Origin of the sequence: Streptosporangium sp. NPDC000095, assembly GCF_042899335.1 — a bacterium.
Classification (GTDB): Bacteria; Actinomycetota; Actinomycetes; order Streptosporangiales; family Streptosporangiaceae; genus Streptosporangium.
In genome coordinates this window covers 31,161-48,590 of record NZ_JBIAZS010000002.1, presented here as the reverse complement: position 1 = coordinate 48,590, position 17,430 = coordinate 31,161, and the positions used below count along the sequence as shown (strand labels likewise).

At 71.0% G+C, this 17,430-nt stretch carries 13 protein-coding genes; 6 read left to right on the top strand and 7 right to left on the bottom strand.

Going from position 1 to position 17,430, the window contains the following annotated elements; translation table 11 throughout:
• Window positions 1-15: 15 nt before the first annotated feature.
• Window positions 16-1,149, bottom strand: coding sequence for an alpha/beta fold hydrolase (locus tag ACFY3V_RS05545; RefSeq protein WP_362896510.1), 1,134 nt, complete (start codon window positions 1,147-1,149; stop codon window positions 16-18).
• A gap of 369 nt (window positions 1,150-1,518) precedes the next feature.
• Here ACFY3V_RS05545 and ACFY3V_RS05540 point away from each other — a divergent pair, with 369 nt between their 5' ends.
• Entirely contained in the window at window positions 1,519-4,515 is a 2,997-nt protein-coding gene (locus ACFY3V_RS05540; RefSeq protein ID WP_362896508.1) for a BTAD domain-containing putative transcriptional regulator, read from the top strand.
• A 285-nt stretch (window positions 4,516-4,800) separates the two neighbouring features.
• Here the strand turns inward: ACFY3V_RS05540 and ACFY3V_RS05535 are convergent, their stop codons facing one another.
• The 4 genes from ACFY3V_RS05535 to ACFY3V_RS05520 all read right to left on the bottom strand — a co-directional run bounded on the left by ACFY3V_RS05535 (window position 4,801) and on the right by ACFY3V_RS05520 (window position 8,931).
• A complete protein-coding gene (locus ACFY3V_RS05535) occupies window positions 4,801-5,949 on the bottom strand; it encodes an amidohydrolase family protein (protein ID WP_362896506.1) in 1,149 nt (382 codons plus the stop codon).
• A 137-nt stretch (window positions 5,950-6,086) separates the two neighbouring features.
• A complete protein-coding gene (locus ACFY3V_RS05530; RefSeq protein ID WP_362896504.1) occupies window positions 6,087-7,268 on the bottom strand; it encodes an alpha/beta hydrolase in 1,182 nt (393 codons plus the stop codon).
• A 35-nt stretch (window positions 7,269-7,303) separates the two neighbouring features.
• A complete protein-coding gene (locus ACFY3V_RS05525; protein ID WP_350942961.1) occupies window positions 7,304-7,783 on the bottom strand; it encodes a flavin reductase family protein in 480 nt (159 codons plus the stop codon).
• The gene (locus tag ACFY3V_RS05520) at window positions 7,780-8,931 is read right to left on the bottom strand and encodes an acyl-CoA dehydrogenase family protein (RefSeq protein ID WP_389770346.1); all 1,152 of its coding nucleotides are present in this window, start codon (window positions 8,929-8,931) and stop codon (window positions 7,780-7,782) included. Before ACFY3V_RS05520 ends, ACFY3V_RS05525 begins: the two co-directional genes overlap by 4 nt.
• Before the next feature lie 141 nt (window positions 8,932-9,072).
• Here ACFY3V_RS05520 and ACFY3V_RS05515 point away from each other — a divergent pair, with 141 nt between their 5' ends.
• Genes ACFY3V_RS05515 through ACFY3V_RS05495 form a run of 5 tightly spaced genes read left to right on the top strand, consistent with a single transcriptional unit; the run spans window position 9,073 to window position 14,417 of the window.
• Window positions 9,073-9,966: an SDR family NAD(P)-dependent oxidoreductase gene (locus tag ACFY3V_RS05515; protein ID WP_362896498.1), complete on the top strand. Its 894-nt coding sequence runs from the start codon at window positions 9,073-9,075 to the stop codon at window positions 9,964-9,966.
• 1 nt (window position 9,967) lies between these two features.
• Entirely contained in the window at window positions 9,968-11,557 is a 1,590-nt protein-coding gene (locus ACFY3V_RS05510; RefSeq protein ID WP_389770343.1) for a class I adenylate-forming enzyme family protein, read from the top strand.
• The gene (locus ACFY3V_RS05505) at window positions 11,554-12,786 is read left to right on the top strand and encodes an acyl-CoA dehydrogenase family protein (protein ID WP_362896494.1); all 1,233 of its coding nucleotides are present in this window, start codon (window positions 11,554-11,556) and stop codon (window positions 12,784-12,786) included. The genes ACFY3V_RS05510 and ACFY3V_RS05505 overlap by 4 nt, the downstream gene beginning before the upstream one ends.
• Window positions 12,787-12,813: 27 nt before the next feature.
• The gene (locus tag ACFY3V_RS05500) at window positions 12,814-13,983 is read left to right on the top strand and encodes an acetyl-CoA acetyltransferase (RefSeq protein ID WP_362896492.1); all 1,170 of its coding nucleotides are present in this window, start codon (window positions 12,814-12,816) and stop codon (window positions 13,981-13,983) included.
• Window positions 13,980-14,417: a Zn-ribbon domain-containing OB-fold protein gene (locus ACFY3V_RS05495; RefSeq protein WP_350942968.1), complete on the top strand. Its 438-nt coding sequence runs from the start codon at window positions 13,980-13,982 to the stop codon at window positions 14,415-14,417. Before ACFY3V_RS05500 ends, ACFY3V_RS05495 begins: the two co-directional genes overlap by 4 nt.
• Before the next feature lie 291 nt (window positions 14,418-14,708).
• On the opposite strand, the gene ACFY3V_RS05490 is transcribed toward ACFY3V_RS05495, so the two are convergent.
• The gene (locus tag ACFY3V_RS05490; RefSeq protein WP_362896490.1) at window positions 14,709-15,932 is read right to left on the bottom strand and encodes an alpha/beta fold hydrolase; all 1,224 of its coding nucleotides are present in this window, start codon (window positions 15,930-15,932) and stop codon (window positions 14,709-14,711) included.
• A 214-nt stretch (window positions 15,933-16,146) separates the two neighbouring features.
• On the bottom strand, window positions 16,147-17,391 hold the full coding sequence (locus tag ACFY3V_RS05485) for an LLM class flavin-dependent oxidoreductase (protein WP_362896488.1): 1,245 nt from the start codon (window positions 17,389-17,391) through the stop codon (window positions 16,147-16,149).
• Window positions 17,392-17,430 lie beyond the last annotated feature (39 nt).

Below are 17,430 nucleotides of genomic sequence, written 5' to 3'. Positions count from 1 at the left end.
GTGGACGGCGGCGGGTCAGTCCTGCGCGGGCAGGGTGCCGAAGCGCTGTCCGAACCAGTCGGCGATCAGCTGGCGGGCCGGGTCGGGCTCGTCGGTCTGGCAGTGCTCGGCGCCGCCCTCGGCGACCGTGAAGATCCGCAGCGTCTTGTCCGTGGAACCGGCCGCCGCGTAGGCCTTGTGCGCGTCCTCGACCGCGACCTGGCGGTCGTTCTCGCCGTGCACGATGAGCAGCGGTTGGGTGATCTTGGGGAGTACGTCCACCAGCGTCCACTGCCTGACGCGTTCCAGGCCGGCCTCCATGGTGTCGGTACCCATCACCCAGGGCAGTTGGAACCACGGCACGGACACGGTCTTGGACCGGGTCGCCCAGCGCTTCTCCCAGGTGGCGCCCCAGTCCCAGATGCCGCCCCAGGCGGCGCACGCCTTGATCCTGGGTTCGAACGCGGTCGACCGCGGCGCGTAGTAGCCGCCGAGGCTGATCCCCATCACGCCGATCCGGCTCGCGTCCACGTCGGAGCGGGTCTCCAGGTAGTCGATCACGGCAGCGGTCGGCACCTCGTAGTCGGGGCGCGAGGGTACGTCGCGCAGCCGCAGCGGCTCGCCCACGCCGGGGCTGTCCATCACCAGGCAGCTGATGCCCCGGGGGACGAACTCCTCCTCGATAAAGCCGTAGAGGAACTCCTTGGTGACGTCGAAGCCGCCGTAGAAGATCACGACCGGGGCGGGTTCGGCGGTCCTGGCCGGGATGAGGTAGCCGGGCAGTACGCCGTCGGGCGAGTCCACCTCGATCCGCTCCACGTTCAGCGGCACCAGCTCGATCGCCTTCTCGAAGGCGTCCAGCGATGCCTGGTAGCTCGCGCTCTTCTCGGGGCCCGGGGGGATCTGCCGCTCGCCGCTGGCGTGGTAGACCGAGGCGCGCAGGTAGCGGAGGCCGGCGCTGCGGCGCAGCCCGGCGGAGAGGTCCTCCGCGGCCTGCGTCTCCTGCTGCTCGGCCATCCCCGCCCACGCCTTGCCCCAGGCCTCGTTGTCGGGCTCGCCCTCGCGCAGCGGCGACAGCCACCGGTTCATCTCGCCGAGTGAGCCGCCCGCCATCAGGGCGAGGTTGAAGGCCGAGGACCACATGTAGTTGTCCGGGAAGTAGTAGAACACCGAAGGGCTCCGTTCGCGTACGGGAAGGGTGGCGCTACGGTCACCTCACCCCACCCGGCGTTACCACCGCCGTTATGGGCCCGGGGCCGGATCGGGGGTCGTCACGGGGGTGGCCCGGGTGATGGCCGAGGTGACGCCCGGCGGCGCAGCATCGACAGGCGGGGACCGCTGGAAGCCGGCGGCGATCCTCACTATCCGTTACTTAGATCGCAGTGATCAATAAAGCCCATAATGTGTCGAAAAGGGTATTAAAAACGGCAACACTCTTGACATAAGTATTGCCATAGCACTTGATTGAAGTGCGGCTTCACTCGACGGGGGTTTCGGTGAAGTTGCCGCGAAGCTACGTTCTGGTGAACTGAGGCTGGCATGATCTTGAGTCACAAGGTCCAACCCCCTGGACTGCCGCGTGGGACGATCACCAGGGACCGGCTGGACGAACAGTTCGCCGCCTTCCTGGTGTCTCACGAGACAATTGTGATCTTCGCTGCGGCCGGCTCGGGCAAGACCGTGCAGACCCGGATGTTCGCCACGCGACTCGGCTGGCCGCTGGCCTGGCTCACCCTCGACGCCGGCGACCGCAGCCCGTCCCGGCTGATGGTCTACCTGGCCGAGGCGCTGTCCGGCCTGAATCCCGAGGCGCCCAGGACGGTGGAGTCCGCCCTGGCGGAGGGCTTCCCGACGACCGAGGTGGCCGCGATGCTCGCCGAGAGCGTCGCCGACACCTCCCTGCTGCTCGTCCTGGACGACTGCGAGTGGCTGGTGGACGCGGACGAGGCGCTCGCCGTGCTCGGTATCTTCCTCGACTACCTGCCGCCGGGTGTCCGTACGGTCATCCTGAGCCGCGAGGACCTGAGCGGCCCGATCGGCCGGATGATGATGCAGGGCAGGATCGCCAGGATGAGCGGCGAGGACCTCGCCCTCGACATGGACGAGGCCCGCACGCTGCTCGCCGCGCACGGTCAGGACGGGCGGGACCCGGCGCCGCTGATGGAGGCCACCAAGGGCTGGATCGCCGCCGTCGCCTTCGACATCGTCCCCGGCCTCAAGTCCGAGAACGGGCCGGACGCGCTGGCCGGCTTCGTCTCCAGGGAGATCCTGGCCCGCCTCCCGCAGGAGGAGCAGGACTTCCTGCTCCGCACCTCGATCCCGGCCATCGTCACCGCGCGGGCCGCGGTCGCCCTCTGCGGCGAGGACGGCTACCGGCTGTGGCAGTCACTCGGCTCGCGGCACCTGCCGGCGACCAAGGCCGACCGCGCGCTCGTCTACCACCCCCGGTTCCGCCAGTACCTGCGCGAGCAGCTGCAGGCGCGGCTGCCCGGCGAGCTGCCCGGCCTGCAGAGCCGCTACGCCCGGCTCCTGGAGGAGACCGGGATGCACGAGGACGCGGTCGAGACCTACCTGGAGGCCGGGGAGGTGGAGAAGGCCGCGGACGTGGCCGAGAGCGCCGTCGCCGCGCTGTCCGCCCGCGCCGACTGGCGGGTCCTGCTGCGCTGGCTGGAGACGTTCGGCATCCAGGTGGTCGAGTCCCGGCCGGTCCTGCTCGGCGCCCTGCTGCGCGCGCTGTACGGGGTGCGGCGCATCCCCGAGGCGCAGGCGCTGATCGGCAGGCTGCACCAGGAGGGCATGCTCGGCGACGTGGCCAAGTCCGACCCCGGCGCGGTCGCGTTCGTCGGATACGCCATGCAGTGGCGCCCGGCCCAGGCGCTTGAGCTGATCCGCAACTACGAGGGCGACTTCAGGGCCGAGGCGGTCCGTTACGAACTGGAGGCGGTGGCGGGCCGCGAGCCGGTCGCCTCCCCGCCCGGCAGGGACTGGGTGGACAGCGAGCGCGTGTACTCCTGGGGGCTGCTGGTGCAGGGGCGGCTGGACCAGCTGCTGCGGATGCTGCCCGAGGAGGGCGACTGGCCGCCGCGCTCGTTCTTCCGCACCCCGCACCCGCTGCTCGCCCTGGTCTGGCGCGGCGAGCTGGCGCTCGCCCGCGAGCTGCTGGACGAGGTTCCCGAGACGATCAAGTTCGGCGCGCACACCGACCTGTGGTTCTTCCACGAGGCGTGGCTGCTGTGGGCCGAGGGGCAGACGGAGAAGGCGCTGTGGGCCGCCGAGTCGGCGGTCGAGCACAGCCGCAGGACCCGGTTCGGCTGGGAGCCCTGCTTCGAGGTCGTGGTCGGCGTCCTGCAGCTCACCCTGGGCAGGGTGGACGACGCCCGGATGACCCTGGCCGACGCGATCAGCCGCTCGGCCGCGAGCGGCAACCGCTGCTACGCCGAGTGGGGCCAGACCTTCCAGGGCCTGGCCTACCTGCGGATCGACCGGCCGGAGGACGCCGCGCGGGTGCTGCGCAGCGCCACCGAGGCGATGCGGGCGGCGGGCCGCACCCTGATGCTGCCCTTCGCCGCCACCTACCTGGCCGAGGCCGAGGCCCGGCTGGGCAACGCCGAGGCGGCGTCGGCCTCGGTCGAGCTCGCCTACGAGACCGCGAACGCGATCGGCTGCCTGTTCGTCCTGAAGAACGCGCTGAACGACGTGCCGGGGGTGCTGCGCCGCCAGATCGAGAACGACGCCGGCGGCACCCGCTGGCGTCAGCTGGTCGGCCACCAGCCGCCGGAGGCGCGCAAGCGCCAGCCGGTCGCGGCCTCCGAGCGGGTGATCGTCGTCGACGTGCACACGCACGGCCCGGTGCTCGACCTGATCGTGGACGGCGTGCCGCGCTGCTCGCGCCGGACCAAGGTGCTGGAGCTGGCCGCCTACCTCACGCTGCATCCCGAGGGCGTGGAGCGGCACCGGTTGCAGGAACGGCTCTTCCCCGACGCCGACCCGCGCCGAGGCGGCAACTACTTCCGCCAGGTGGTGCACAAGCTGCGCCAGGCGACCGGGGTGAACCTCGCCAGGACCTCGCAGAGCCATGTCCGCTGGGCCGACGGCCTGTACGTGGACAGCACCGACCTGCGCTTCGAACGGATGATCAAGGACGCGTACGGGCTGCGCGGCGCGGAGCGGCTGGAGCGGATCGAGTCGACGCTGGAACTGGTCGAGGGGCCCTACCTGCCGGAGAGCGAGCTGGAGTGGGCCGAGGAACGCCGGCACGAGCTGGAGGTGATGATCGTCAACGCGGCGGTCGACGCCGCCGAGGTGGCGCTGTCGCTCGGCTACCTGGAGCGTGCCAGGCGGGCGGCCTCGTTCGCGATCAACCGGGATCCGTTCTGCGAGTCCGCCTACTGCGTACGGATGCAGGTGGAGGGGGCGCTGGGCGCGCCGCACGCGGTACTGGCCGAGTTCCAGCGGCTCACCAAGGCCCTGGCCGAGCTCGGAGTGGGACCGACACCGACGACCCGGCAGCTCGTCAGCGAGCTGCGCGGGAGCTGACCCCGCGGCCTTCCGAGCCCGTCGCCCGGGCCGTGGACGCGGGCCGGGGAAGCGGTCCGGCGGCGGTCGTCACGACCGCCGCCGGATCCGGACGCGCCCGTCGGACCTCGACGGGCCGGGAGCCCGTCGGACATCGAGAGCCGTCGAGGGCCGGAGACCGTCAGGCATTGACGGAGCGAGGAGCGTCGTCAGGGCCTGACGAGCAGGGCATTGACGGGCGAGGAGCGTCGTCAGGGCCTGACGAACAGGGGCACCGCCAGGCCCTGACGGCCCGGGGCACCACCGTCAGGCCTTGACGAGCCTCGGCAGCGAGAGGCCGAACAGGTCGATCGCGTTGTCGTGGGTGATCGCGGAGACCACCGACTCGTCAATGCCCTGGAAGTCGTGCGCGACCTGCTCCTGCGAGTAGGGGAAGTTGCCCTCGGTGTGCGGATAGTCCCCGGCCCACATCAGCCGCTTCTCGTCCAGCATGGGCAGGGTGAGGATGCCCGGCCGGTCGTCCTCGAAGGTGGCCCAGAAGTTGCGGTTGAAGTAGTCGCTGGGCTTCATCGCCAGCTCGGGGATCGTCCAGCGGTGATGGTCGTTGAACAGGTGGTCCATGGTGTTGAGCTGGAAGGCGATCCAGCCGATGCCGCCCTCGACCAGGATGAACCGCAGGTTCGGGTGGCGCTCGGGGACCGCGCCGTAGACCAGCTGCATGAACACCCAGCCCAGGCTGATCTTGTTGCCGACGGCGGTGGTCCAGAACACGCCGGGGGTGGTCTTGTCGTTGAACATGGCCACCTGACCGGCGGCCTGGTGGAACCCGACGGGCAGCCCGATCTCCTCCAGGACCGACCACAGCGGCTCCCAGTGGTCGTCGCCCCAGGCCATGCCGGGGACCGCCTGCGGGAGCAGGAAGGTCTTGGCGCCGCGCTCGGCCCAGCGCCTGGCCTCCTCGATCGCGGGCTCGACGGAGCCGGGGCCGACGGGGAGCGCGACCGCGCCGATCAGCCGGTCGGGGTTGTGTGAGCAGAACTCCTCGAACAGCCAGTCGTTGTACGCGCGCACGCAGGCGACCTTGAGCTCGAAGTCGGGGATGCTGTGCACGATCAGCCAGCCCGGGTAGACGATCTCGGCGAGGATGCCCTGGCTGTCCTGGTCCTCCAGCCGGGCGACCGGGTCGTACGCGCCGGGCCGCTGGTCCTCGAAGCGGTAGCCGGTGGGCTTGGTGATCACACTGTTGATCTTTGTGTTGATCATTGCGCCCTCGGTGCCGACCGGCTTGGGCGACATCCCGGTGTTGGGCACGATGAAGAAGTCGCCCTTGTCGGTGGACTGGACCTGGGGTGCCTGGTGCTGGAAGCGCTGCGGCAGCCGCTTGAGCCAGAGGTCCTTCGGCTCCACGACGTGGGAGTCGACCGAGATGAGCGGGCGGGGCTTACCAGTGGTCATCGAAATCTCCAGATGGGTCGTGCCGGGCACGGCGGTCGTGGTGAATCGTGGGTGGAGCGACCGCTCTCCGACAGGAGCACGCTAGGCAGCCCGCCGTTAAGCCGGTCGTTATCCGAACCTGCGCCTTCGCAGGGCCGTTATCCGGCGGAGGCGCCGAGCCGGTCGGCGAGCCAGCCGTTGATCTCGGGCACCGCGATCGACAGGTTGTCCATGTGGCAGTGCTGCGCGGCCCCCTCCTCGTTGGTGAAGATCCGCAATGTCTTGTCCGCGGAGCCGCAGGCGTCGTACAGCAGGTGGGCGTCCGACACCGGCACCTGCTGGTCGTCCTCGCCGTGCGCGAGCAGGAACGGGCACGTCATCCGGGGCACCACGTCGGCCAGCCGGAAGTCCTCCAGCAGCCGCAGCGCCTCGGTGTTGGAGGAGGTCCCGGTGGACCAGACCAGGTGTTCGCCGGGGACCGGCAGCTGCTTGGCGTACGCCGCCTCGATCCGCTCGCGCCAGATCCGGTGGTAGTCCCAGATCGCGCCCCAGGCGACGCAGGCCTTGAACCGGGGCTCCATGCTGGCGCAACGCGAGGCGTAGTAGCCGCCCAGGCTGAGCGCCATCACGCCGATCCGGTCGGCGTCCACGTCCGAGCGGCCCTCCAGCCAGTCGATCGCCGCGCCGCCGGCCACCTCGTAGTCGTGCCGCAGCGGAATGCCGCGGAAGCGGACGGCCTCGCCGACGCCGGGACTGTCCAGCGACAGTACCGAGACGCCACGGGCGATCAAATCCTCGGCGCCGAGGAACCAGTTGTGCTCCTTGTTGCCGTCGAACCCGCTCATGAACAGCACCGCGGGCCGCCGGTCGCCGGGCGAGGAGGCTGCGGAGATGAAGATCGCGGGCAGCGCGGTGTCCTCGTACGGGATCTCCACATGCTCGATCGTGTACCGGTCGTCCAGCTCGGCGGCGCGCCGGAAGCAGTCCGTCATCGCCCGGTAGGAGGTCAGTGCCTCCTCGTCCTTGGGGAAACGGAACCGTTCGGCGGCGAAGTAGTAGCTGGTGGCCCGGCGGTAGTGCGCGACGGCCGCACGGCGGTCGCCCCGCGCCTCGGCCTTCTCCGCGAGGCCCCGGACGTGGTCGCCCATCGCGCCCCACTCGCGGAACCAGCGCTCGTCGTCGCCCACGTGACCGGCGAGCCGCCGGCAGACCCGGTCGATCTCACCGACCTCGGCACCGCCGGTCGGCACCACGGCGAACACCAGCATCACGTTGTACGACCACCGGTAGTCCTCGGGGAACCAGGCGCACCACTCGGCATTGCGGATCGCGGCAACCACTTGTCACTCCTTCGTCGAGTCCATCGGGATCGTGGTCAGAACAGCCGGTAGGCGCTGCGGTAGAAGAGCAGCGGCGCGGCCTCGTCGTCGGCGGCGAGCTCCAGCACCCGGCCGAGCACCAGGGTGTGGTCGCCGGCCTCGTAGGTTTCGACGATCGTGCACTCCACGTGCGCGTGCACGTCCCTCAGCACGGGGGCGCCGGTCCTGCCCGGGCTGTGCGGCACGCCCGCGAACCGGTCGCCGCGGCGGGCGAACTGCCTGGCCAGCCCTTCCTGGTCGGCCGTGAGCACGTTGGCGCAGAAGTGCCCGGCGGCCTGGATCGCCGGCCAGGTGGTCGAGGTGCGCGCCGCGCAGAACAACACCAGCGGCGGGTCCAGCGACACCGAGACGAACGAGTTCACCGCCATCCCCACCGGGCCGTCCGTCCCCGAGGCGGTCACCACGACCACCCCGGTGGCGAAGCAGGCCATCACGCCGCGCAGGTCGTCGCCCGCGATGACCGGCTGCGCGCTCACAGTCCCACCCCGTCGGCGTACCTGGCCCGGTGATGGTCGGGGTCGCCGAAGAGCAGCGCCGAGGACGCCGCCCGCTTGAAGTACAGGTGTGCCGGGTGCTCCCAGGTGAACCCGATGCCCCCGTGCACGTGGATGTTCTCGCCCGCCACCATGGTGTAGGCCTCCGAGCAGTAGGACTTGGCCAGGGCGGCGACCACCGGGAGCTCCGGCAGGTCCTCCCCGGCCGCGTACATCGCGTAGTGCGCCGCCGACCGGGCCGACTCGACCGCCGTCAGCATGTCCGCGCACCGGTGCTTGATCGCCTGGAAGGAGCCGATCAGCCGGCCGAACTGGGTGCGCACCTTGGCGTACTCGACCGACATCTCCAGGCACCGCTGGGCGCCGCCGACCTGCTCGGCGGCGAGGCCGACCGCGGCCAGGTCCAGCAGGCGCTCCAGCACGGGACCCGCGCCGCCCTCCTCGCCGATCAGCCGGGCCGGGGTCCGGTCGAACTCCAGCACCGCCTGCCGGCGCGTCCTGTCCATCGTCGGCAGCTGCGTCCTGGTCAGCCGGGACGCCTCCCCGAAGACGGCGAACAGCGAGAGCCCGGCGTCGCTTCTGGCGAAGACCAGCAGCAGATCGGCCGTGTGCCCGTCCAGTACGAACGACTTGGTTCCCGACAGCCGCCAGACGTCGTCCTCGTGCGACGCCCGCAGCGCGATGTCGCCGGGCGACCAGGACCCGGACGACTCGGTGATCGCCACCGAGGCGATCGTGTCACCGGCGGCGATCCCCGGCAGGAAGTCCTGCTGCGCCCGCTCGTCGCCGGACAGGAGCAGGGCGTTGGCGGCGAGCACCACAGTGGCGAAGAACGGCCCGCCCAGCAGGGCACGGCCCGTCTCCTTGAGCACCACGCCCAGTTCGAGGAAGGAGGCCCCCGAGCCGCCGAAGCGCTCGGGGATCGCGATTCCCTGCAGGCCGAGCTGCTCGGCCATCTGCCGCCACACCCGCGGGTCGTAACCCGGCTCGGTGTCCATCAGGCGGCGTACCTGTGATTCCGGGGAGACCTGCTCCACGAACGACCGCACGCTGTCCCGGAACTCCTCGTGCTCCTCGGCGAGGCCGGTGAACGCCGCGGTCGCGTCGGCCAGTTGTTGAAGTCCGCTCATGGCCAGGACGTTAGGAGGGGGATGTGCACTCGGCATGAGCGGCGAGAGCCGTAACGCCCACAGTAACTCCCCATGGGCGATCGTTCCTACCGATGCCGAGCCGACACCGGTATGGGGCCACAGCCAGAGGAGGAAGTCACCGTGGATCTTAGCTTCGACGGCCGGGTCGCCGTGGTCACGGGAGCGGGCGGAGGGCTCGGCCGGGCCCACGCTCTCGAACTGGGGCGCCGCGGCGCGAGGGTCGTCGTCAACGACATGGGAACGTCCCTGTCGGGAGACGGCGTCGAGAGCGGCCGGGCGGCGATCGTGGTGAAGGAGATCGAGGCGCTCGGCGGCACCGCGGTGGCCGACGTCAACTCCGTCGCCACCACCGAGGGCGGCGAGGCCCTGATCCAGACCGCGCTCTCCGCGTTCGGGCAGGTGGACGTCGTGGTGAACAACGCCGGCATCCTGCGCGACAAGACATTCCACAACACCGGCCCCGACGACGTGGACCCGGTGCTGGACGTGCACCTGAAGGGCGCCTTCAACGTCACCCGCCCGGCCTGGCGGGTCTTCCGCGAGCAGGGCTTCGGACGCGTCGTGGTGACCTCGTCCTCGGCCGGCTTCTACGGCAATTTCGGCCAGGCGTCGTACGCCTCGGCCAAGATGGGCCTGATCGGGCTGATCAAGGTCCTCGCGATCGAGGGCCGCAAGTACGACATCAAGGCGAACGCGATCGGCCCGGTGGCGCTCACCCGGATGACCGAGGGCTTCGAGAACCCGATCGCCGACAAGATGGACCCCGCACTGGTCTCGTCCGTGGTCGCCTACCTGTGCCACGACTCGTGCGAGCTGTCCGGCGAGGTGCTCAGCGCGGGCGCCGGACGGGTGGCCAGGGTGTTCGTCGGCATGACCCGCGGCTATGTCAACGACTCCCTCAGCGCCGAGGACGTCCGCGACCACCTGACCGAGATCTTCGACGACACCGGCTACCAGGTGCCGGGCAACAGCATGGCCGAGATGGAGCTCCTCGCCGAGATGCTGGGGAAGTGAGATGACCGAGCAGCGCACCCGCCCGGTCCCGCTGACCGGGCAGCGCCTGTCGGGGATCCGGATCGGGGAGTGGATCGACATGGCCGCGCGGCGCTCCCCGAACCGGGAGTGCTTCGTCACCGCGGAAGGCTCACGCACCTTCGCCGAGGTCCGCGACCGGGTGCACCGGCTCGCCCGCGGCATGCAGGAGACGGGCCTGCGGCAGGGTGAGCGGGTCGCGATCCTGGACACCGACTCGCCGGAGTACGTGGAGATCCTCCTCGCCCTGTTCAAGCTCGGCGCGGTGGCGGTGCCGCTGAACTACCGGCTGTCGCCCGCCGAGATCACCACCCTGCTGCGCACCGCCGAGGCGTCCTGGATCTTCGTCGGCGAACGGTACGCGCCCGACGTGCTGCGGTCCCGGCCGGAGCTGCCGCAGCTGGCGCACGTGATCGGCCGCGGCACGGCGATCGAGGGGACCGTCCCGCTGGAGGAGATCCTGGAGCTCGGCGCGGCCGGAGACCCGACACCGGCCGTGGTCGAGGACGAGGACGTGGTCGCGCTCGCCTTCACCAGCGGCACGACCGGCCTGCCCAAGGGCGTGATGCAGTCGCACCGCATGTGGAAGACGATGGTCTCCAACGCGGTCCTGGAGTACCGCTTCCTGCGGGACGAGTTCCGCTACTCGGCCTCCCCGCTGTACCACGTCGCCGGGCTCGGCCTGGTGCTCAACGCGATCCAGCGAAGCTCGACGTCACTGATCGTTCCGCAGTGGGACCCTGCGGAGCTGCTGAGGTGGTGCCGCAAGGGCCTCACCGACGTGTTCCTGGTACCGACCATGATCAGCGCGCTGCTGCGGGAGCCGGACGTCGCCCCGGCCGACTTCGCCGCGCTGCGGTCGGTTTTCTACGGTGCCGCGCCGATGTCGCCCGACCTGCTGGTGCGGGCGATGGCGGTGATGGACTGCGACTTCTACAACGGCTTCGGCGCCGGCACCGAGGCGGGCATGCAGAGCGTGCTCACCCCCGAGGACCACCTGCGCGCGCTGAACGGGCACCCGCACCTGCTGAATTCGGTGGGGCGCCCCGGCTACAACATCGACCTGCGGATCTGGGACGCCGAGGACCGGGAGGTGCCGACCGGCGAGGTCGGCCAGATCGTCACCCGCAGCGACATGGTGATGAGCGGCTACCACGGCCGCCCGGAGAAGACCGCCCAGGTGGTGGTGAACGGCTGGTTCAAGGGCGGCGACCTCGGCTACCTCGACGAGGAGGGCTACCTGTACCTGGCGGGCCGCAAGGACGACATGATCATCCGTGGTGGTGAGAACGTCTACCCGATCGAGATCGAGACGGTCCTGTCCGCCTACCCCGGCGTGGTCGAGTGCGCCGTCGTCGGCGTGCCCGACCCGCACTGGGGCCAGACCGTGCGAGCCCACGTCGTCCTCACCGAGACGGCCGCGGCCGAGGCCACGCCCGAGGGCATCCAGGGCTTCTGCAGGGACCGTCTCGCGAAGTACAAGGTGCCCGACGAGATCCGAATCCACACCGGCACCCTGCCCAAGAACGCGAGCGGCAAGGTGCTCCACCGTCTGCTGCGGGAGCAAGCGTGAGCGACCAGACAGAAAATCCACCCACCGGCGAGGCCGCGTTCCAGGACGCCGTCCGGGCGTTCCTCGACGCGCACGCCAAGCCGCTCCCCGAGGCGCAGGAGGGCTGGGGCGTCGGCTCCGACGAGCTGAGCTCCGGCGCAGAACCGACCCGCGAGGAGGAACTGCGGATGGTGGAGGCCGCCACGGCCTTCCGCCGCGAGCTCTTCGACGCCGGTTTCGGCTGGCTCACCGGCCCTGCCGAGTACGGCGGCGGCGGCCGGGAGGCGCGCTTCCAGGAGCTGTTCGACGAGGTGGCCGCCGACTACGAGCTGCCCTCCGAGGCCTGCTTCGTCGTCGGCCACCACATCGTCGCGCCGACCCTGCTCGCCTGGGGCACCCCGGAGGTGAAGGAAAGATACCTCCGCGCGCTGTACCGGGCCGACCTGCTCGCCTGCCAGCTCTTCTCCGAGCCCGAGGCCGGCTCCGACCTGGCCGGGGTCCGCAGCCGAGGGGTCCGCGACGGCGACGGCTGGCGGGTGAGCGGGCAGAAGGTGTGGACCTCCGGCGCCCACTACAGCGACATCGGCGAGATGCTGGTCCGCACCGACCCCGAGGCTTCCAAGCACGGCGGCCTCACCATGCTGATGATCGACATGCACGACCCCGGCGTGGAGGTCCGCCCGCTGCGCCAGATGACCGGCGGCGAGGCGTTCAACGAGGTGTTCGTGGACGACGTGTTCGTCCCCGACAGCCACGTGCTCGGCAAGCCCGGCGACGGCTGGAAGGTGGCGATGACCACGCTCGGCAACGAGCGGGCGTCCATGGGCTACCGGACCTCCCCGCCCGCCTCCGACCCGGTCGAGCGGCTGCTCGGCCTGATCCGGCACTTCGGCCTCGAAGGCGACACCGGCATCCGGTCGGAGTTCGCGCGGATCGCGATCCGGCGCGACATCATCCGGTGGACCGCCGCGCGCGCCGCCGCCCGCGCCGCGGGGGGCGAACCCGGCGCCGAGGCCTCGATCATCAAGCTGATGGACTCGGAGAACGTACGCGCCATCGGCGCGCTCGCCGGCCGCGTCCTCGGAGCCCGCATGACCGCCGACACCGGCGAGTGGGGCACCTACGTCTGGGCCGAGCTCATGCTGAGCGCGCCGTCCCTGCGCCTCGCCGGAGGCACCGACGAGATCATGCGCAACATCATGGCCGAGCGCATCCTCGGCCTCCCGCGCGAGCCGGCTCCCAACCGCTGACCACCCTCACGAGGAGAGACCACACCCATGGTTGACCGCACGCCAGTCATCGCCGGGATCGGCCTGAGCGACTACCCCAAGGCCCCGCATCTCGACGCGGTCGGACACCACGTGCTCGCCACGCAGCGGGCACTCGCCGACTGCGGCCTCGCCAAGAGCGAGATCGACGGGTTCATGTGCGCCCAGGGGGACTTCGCGCAGCCCGACAACGCCGGCACCATGGCCGAGATCCTGGGCATCAACCCGCGCTACTTCGACGGCACCGCCGTCGGCGGCTCCAGCTTCGAGCTGCACGTCCAGCACGCGGCCGCCGCGATCCGGGCCGGCCTGTGCGACAACGTGCTCATCGTCTACGGCTCCGACCTGTACACCAAGTCGGGCACCAACCCCGGCTTCGGCGCCAAGAAGCCCGGCGAGGCGGTCCCCGGCGTCCTGCAGTTCGAGTCGCCCTGGGGCAACTCGCTGATCGGCGCCTACGCGATGGCCGCGCAGCGGCACATGCACGAGTACGGCACCACCTCCGAGCAGCTGGCCGCGATCGCGGTGGCCTGCCGCACGCACGCCGCGCTCAACCCGAACGCGCAGTACCGCAAGCCGATGACGGTCGAGGACGTGGTCAACTCCCGCATGATCGCCGACCCGCTGCACCTGCTGGACTGCTGCGTGGTCTCCGACGGCGGCGGCGCGGTGATCGTGACCACCGCCGAGCGGGCCCGCGACCTGCGCCAGCCGCCGGTGTACGTGCTGGGCGCCGCGTCCGCGCAGACGCACTGGAACATCAGCCAGATGCCCGACTACACCCGCACCGCCGCGGAGCGCAGCGGGAAGGAGGCCTTCGCCCAGGCGGGCCTCACCCCCGACGACGTCGACACGGTGCAGCTCTACGACAGCTTCACCATCACCGCACTGCTCATGCTGGAGGACCTCGGGTTCTGCAAGAAGGGCGAGGGAGGCCCGTTCGCGGCCTCCGGCGCGCTGCAGCTCGGCGGCGCCCTGCCGCTGAACACCGACGGCGGCGCGCTCAGCTCCTGCCACCCCGGCATGCGCGGCATCTTCCTGCTCATCGAGGCCACCAGGCAGCTGCGCGGGCAGGGGGGCGAGGCGCAGGTCGAGGGCGCCGAGGTCGCCCTGGCGTGCGGCTCGGGCGGCTGGCTGTCGGCGATGGGCACCGTGATCCTCGGAAAGGACAAGGCATGACGAACGCCACCACCCCCGCTGACGCGCCCCCGATGGAGGGCCGCCCGGTACCGCTGCTCGACGCCTCCACCCGACCGTACTGGGAGGCCACGCTGCGCGGCGAGCTGCTGGTGCAGGAGTGCCCCGAATGCTCCCACCGGCAGTTCTACCCCCGGCAGATCTGCGTCGAGTGCGGCGCCGTGCCCGGCTGGCTGACCACCGCGGGCAGGGGCGTCGTGCACACCTTCTCCGTGGTGCGGCAGAACGGGGCGTTCCCCTTCAACCAGTGGACCCCGTACGCGGTCGCCGTGGTCGAACTCGACGAGGGGCCGCGGATCATGGGCAACGTGATCGGCTGCGAGGTGGACGAGGTCCGGATCGGGATGCGGGTCGAGGTCGACTTCGTCCCGCTGAACGATGAGGCGTCCCTGCCGTTCTGGCGCCCCGCGGACTGACACGAACTGACACGACCGACGCGGACTCCGCTCACGCGACACACCCGGCCGGGGGGCGTACCCCGGCCGGAGCGGGGCCGACCCACGGACCGACGGGCGAAGACCTGGTCGGCGCGGGCCGGCGGCGCGAACCCCACAGGTACAGACCTCGGTCGGCGTGTGTCCGACCGGTGAGGACCCGGCCGACGCAGACCCGGCCGGACAGACGGAGAAGCGCCCCGAGGTGGCGGGGCGCTTCTCCGTCGGTGTTTCCTGTGCCTGGGATCAGAGGCCGGGGCACAGAGCCGGGAGTCAGACCGCCTGCGGCGAGGGCGCCCGCAGGTTCGTCCCCCCGGGCAGGTCGCCCGCCTCCGGCGGCAGGCTCGCCTCCGCCGGTATCCGCAGCGACAGCCACTCGGCGATCAGCCGCAGGGTCGGGTCCGGGTCGTCGGTCTGCATGTGCTCGGCGCCGCTCTCCCCGGAGGCGAACACGCGCAGCGTCTTGTCCTCCGACCCGGCCGCCTCGAAGGCGCGGCGCGCGTCGGCGACCGGGATCTCCCGGTCGTCCTCCCCGTGCACGATGAGCAGGGGCTGGGTCACCCGCGGCCACACGGTCGCGAGCGTCCACTCCTCCAACCGTTCCAGGGCCCGCTCCACGCTCGGTGTGCCGAGCACCCAGGGCAGGAACCACGACGCCGGCTCGTACCCGGAGCGGTCGTCCCAGCGTCGTCTCCACACCGCGCCGCAGTCCCAGTTGCCGGCCCACGAGACGCAGGCCGAGACCCGCGGCTCGAACGCCGCCGCGCGGGCCGCGTAGTACCCGCCGAAGCTGATGCCGAGCACGGCCACGCGCCGGGCGTCCACGTCACGCCGGGTCTCCAGGTAGTCGATGATCGCCGCGGTGGGCACCTCGTAGTCCGGGCGCGAGGGTACGCCGCGCAGCCGGACCATCTCCCCGGTGCCGGGGGTGTCGACGACCAGGCAGGTGACGCCCCGGCGGGCGAACGCGGTGCCCATCACGGCGTACATCAGTTCCTTGGTCAGGTCCAGGCCGCCGTAGACGATCACCACCGGCCGCGGGTCGCCGGCGTCCGGCGCGATCAGGTAGCCGGGCATCATGCCGTCGGGGGAGTCGATGTGGACACGCTCGAGCGGCAGGGCCGCGCACTCCATCGCGTTCCCGAACGCCTGCAGGGCCGCGGCGTAGCTCTCCGACTTCGCGGGCCCCAGCGGGATCTCCCGCTGCCCGCTCGCGTGGTACACCGAGGCGCGCAGGTAGCGCGCCCCCGCCGTCGCCGGGTACCCGGCCTTCAGGTCCCGGGCGGCGAGTTCCTCCTGCCGGTGCGCCATCCCCGCCCAGGCGGCGGCCCAGGCATCCAACCTCGTCAGGGGCGGGTCCGCCGCCGAGGGGTCCGCCGCCGGAAGGTCGCGGAGCGGGCCCAGCCAGCACTCCATGTCGCCGAGTGAACCGCCGGCCATCAGGGCCAGGTTCACCGTTGACGACCAGGCGTGGTCGCCTGGGAAGAACTCGAACACGACGACTCCTCGCGAAACGGCGAGACGGGCGGCGGACGCGCACGCGTGCGGGTGTGCCCTCGTCCGCTGACATCTGAGAATGGTGGTTGAGGTTCATATTGATAGCGCCACCGCATTACGGGTGGCGTTACCCGGTGCGCCCGCCGTCACCGGACGGCGGGCGCACCGTGCCGCCGCCCCGGGTCGAGGGCGGCGGTCGTACGCGGACGCCGGGTCAGGTCGTGGCCCACTGCGCCAGCGGACGCTCCTCCGGACCGGCCATGCCGCCGATCTCCGGGTAGACCTTGGTGGCCATCAGTTCCATCTCGCGGATCACGTCGTCGGCGGGCTGCTGCGCCCAGTGCCAGATCAGCACCGAGTACTCGTAGGGGACCCGCTCCCACTCCGCGGAGAACTGGGCCCGCGCTTGGTCGACGGTGCCGCCCAGGAACAGGCCGGAGTCCTTGACGGCCTGCACCACGTCGTCGCCCATCGCCATCTTCTTCTTGAAGAACTTCGCGTAGAAGTGCTCGAAGATGTCGGCGTCGTAGTCCAGCAGGGCCTTGTCGAACGCCGCGGGGGAGTCGGTGATGTGCGGCCACCGCACCGGGGCCTGGTTGGCGCCCAACGGCAGCGGGTGGCCGACCGCGGCCGCCTCCTCCGCGTACACGCGGGCGAACTCCTCGGTGCGGGAGGAGGGGGAGAAACTGCACACCACGAAGCCGTTGCGCGCGCAGTACCGGATCGACTCCTCCGAACTGGAGGACGCCACGAACACCGGCGGGTGCGGACGCTGGTACGGCGCCGGGGTGACGGAGATCTTCCGGATCACCCCGTCCCCGTCGATCTCGTCCACCGCGCCCATCAGCGACGCGGTGTCGGCGGCCGGGTAGCCGGCGATACCGGTGTCGTAGGGGAACGGCACCTGGACCCGGGAGCCGTTGAAGTCGAAGGAGTCCTGGGTCCAGGCCTTGAGCATCAGGTCGACCTGCTCCTCGAAGATCCCCCGGTTCGCCTTGTCGGCCGCGCCACCGTCCGACAGCGTGGCCTGGGTGCCCAGGTGCTGGCCGAGCACGTCGGTCCAGCGCGACTGGTAGCCGCGGCTCACCCCGGTCCAGAAGCGGCCTTCGAGCATGTGGTCGAGCATGGCGCACTCCTCGGCCACCCGGATGGCGTCCTGGGTGCCCAGCACGTAGCCGTTGGTGCCGATGTTGATCCGGCTGGTGTGCGCGCCCAGCCAGGCGTTGACCACTCCGGGGGACGGGGAGATCTCGTACCCCTCGGAGTGGAAATGGTGCTCGATGCCGGCGATGCCCCAGTACCCCAGGTCCTCCGCGGCCTTGGCGATTCTCGCCCAGTCCCGCATGACCTTCTGGAACTCGTCGCGGTCGCGCCCCAGCGGTCGCCGGGCCGCGCGACCGGAGGCCCCGCCCTCGACCGGGATGACCGGATACAGCTGAACGATCGCCTTGACGCCCACAGTCCCACTCCTCAGCAGTCACAGACCGAATCCACTGCC

Bases quoted from the DNA above. Each gene is read 5' to 3' on its own strand.
- ACFY3V_RS05540 (WP_362896508.1), top strand. From the start codon at position 1,519: ATGATCTTGAGTCACAAGGTCCAACCCCCTGGACTGCCGCGTGGGACG.
- ACFY3V_RS05535 (WP_362896506.1), bottom strand. From the start codon at position 5,949: ATGACCACTGGTAAGCCCCGCCCGCTCATCTCGGTCGACTCCCACGTC.
- ACFY3V_RS05520 (WP_389770346.1), bottom strand. From the start codon at position 8,931: ATGAGCGGACTTCAACAACTGGCCGACGCGACCGCGGCGTTCACCGGC.
- ACFY3V_RS05510 (WP_389770343.1), top strand. From the start codon at position 9,968: ATGACCGAGCAGCGCACCCGCCCGGTCCCGCTGACCGGGCAGCGCCTG.
- ACFY3V_RS05500 (WP_362896492.1), top strand. From the start codon at position 12,814: ATGGTTGACCGCACGCCAGTCATCGCCGGGATCGGCCTGAGCGACTAC.
- ACFY3V_RS05495 (WP_350942968.1), top strand. From the start codon at position 13,980: ATGACGAACGCCACCACCCCCGCTGACGCGCCCCCGATGGAGGGCCGC.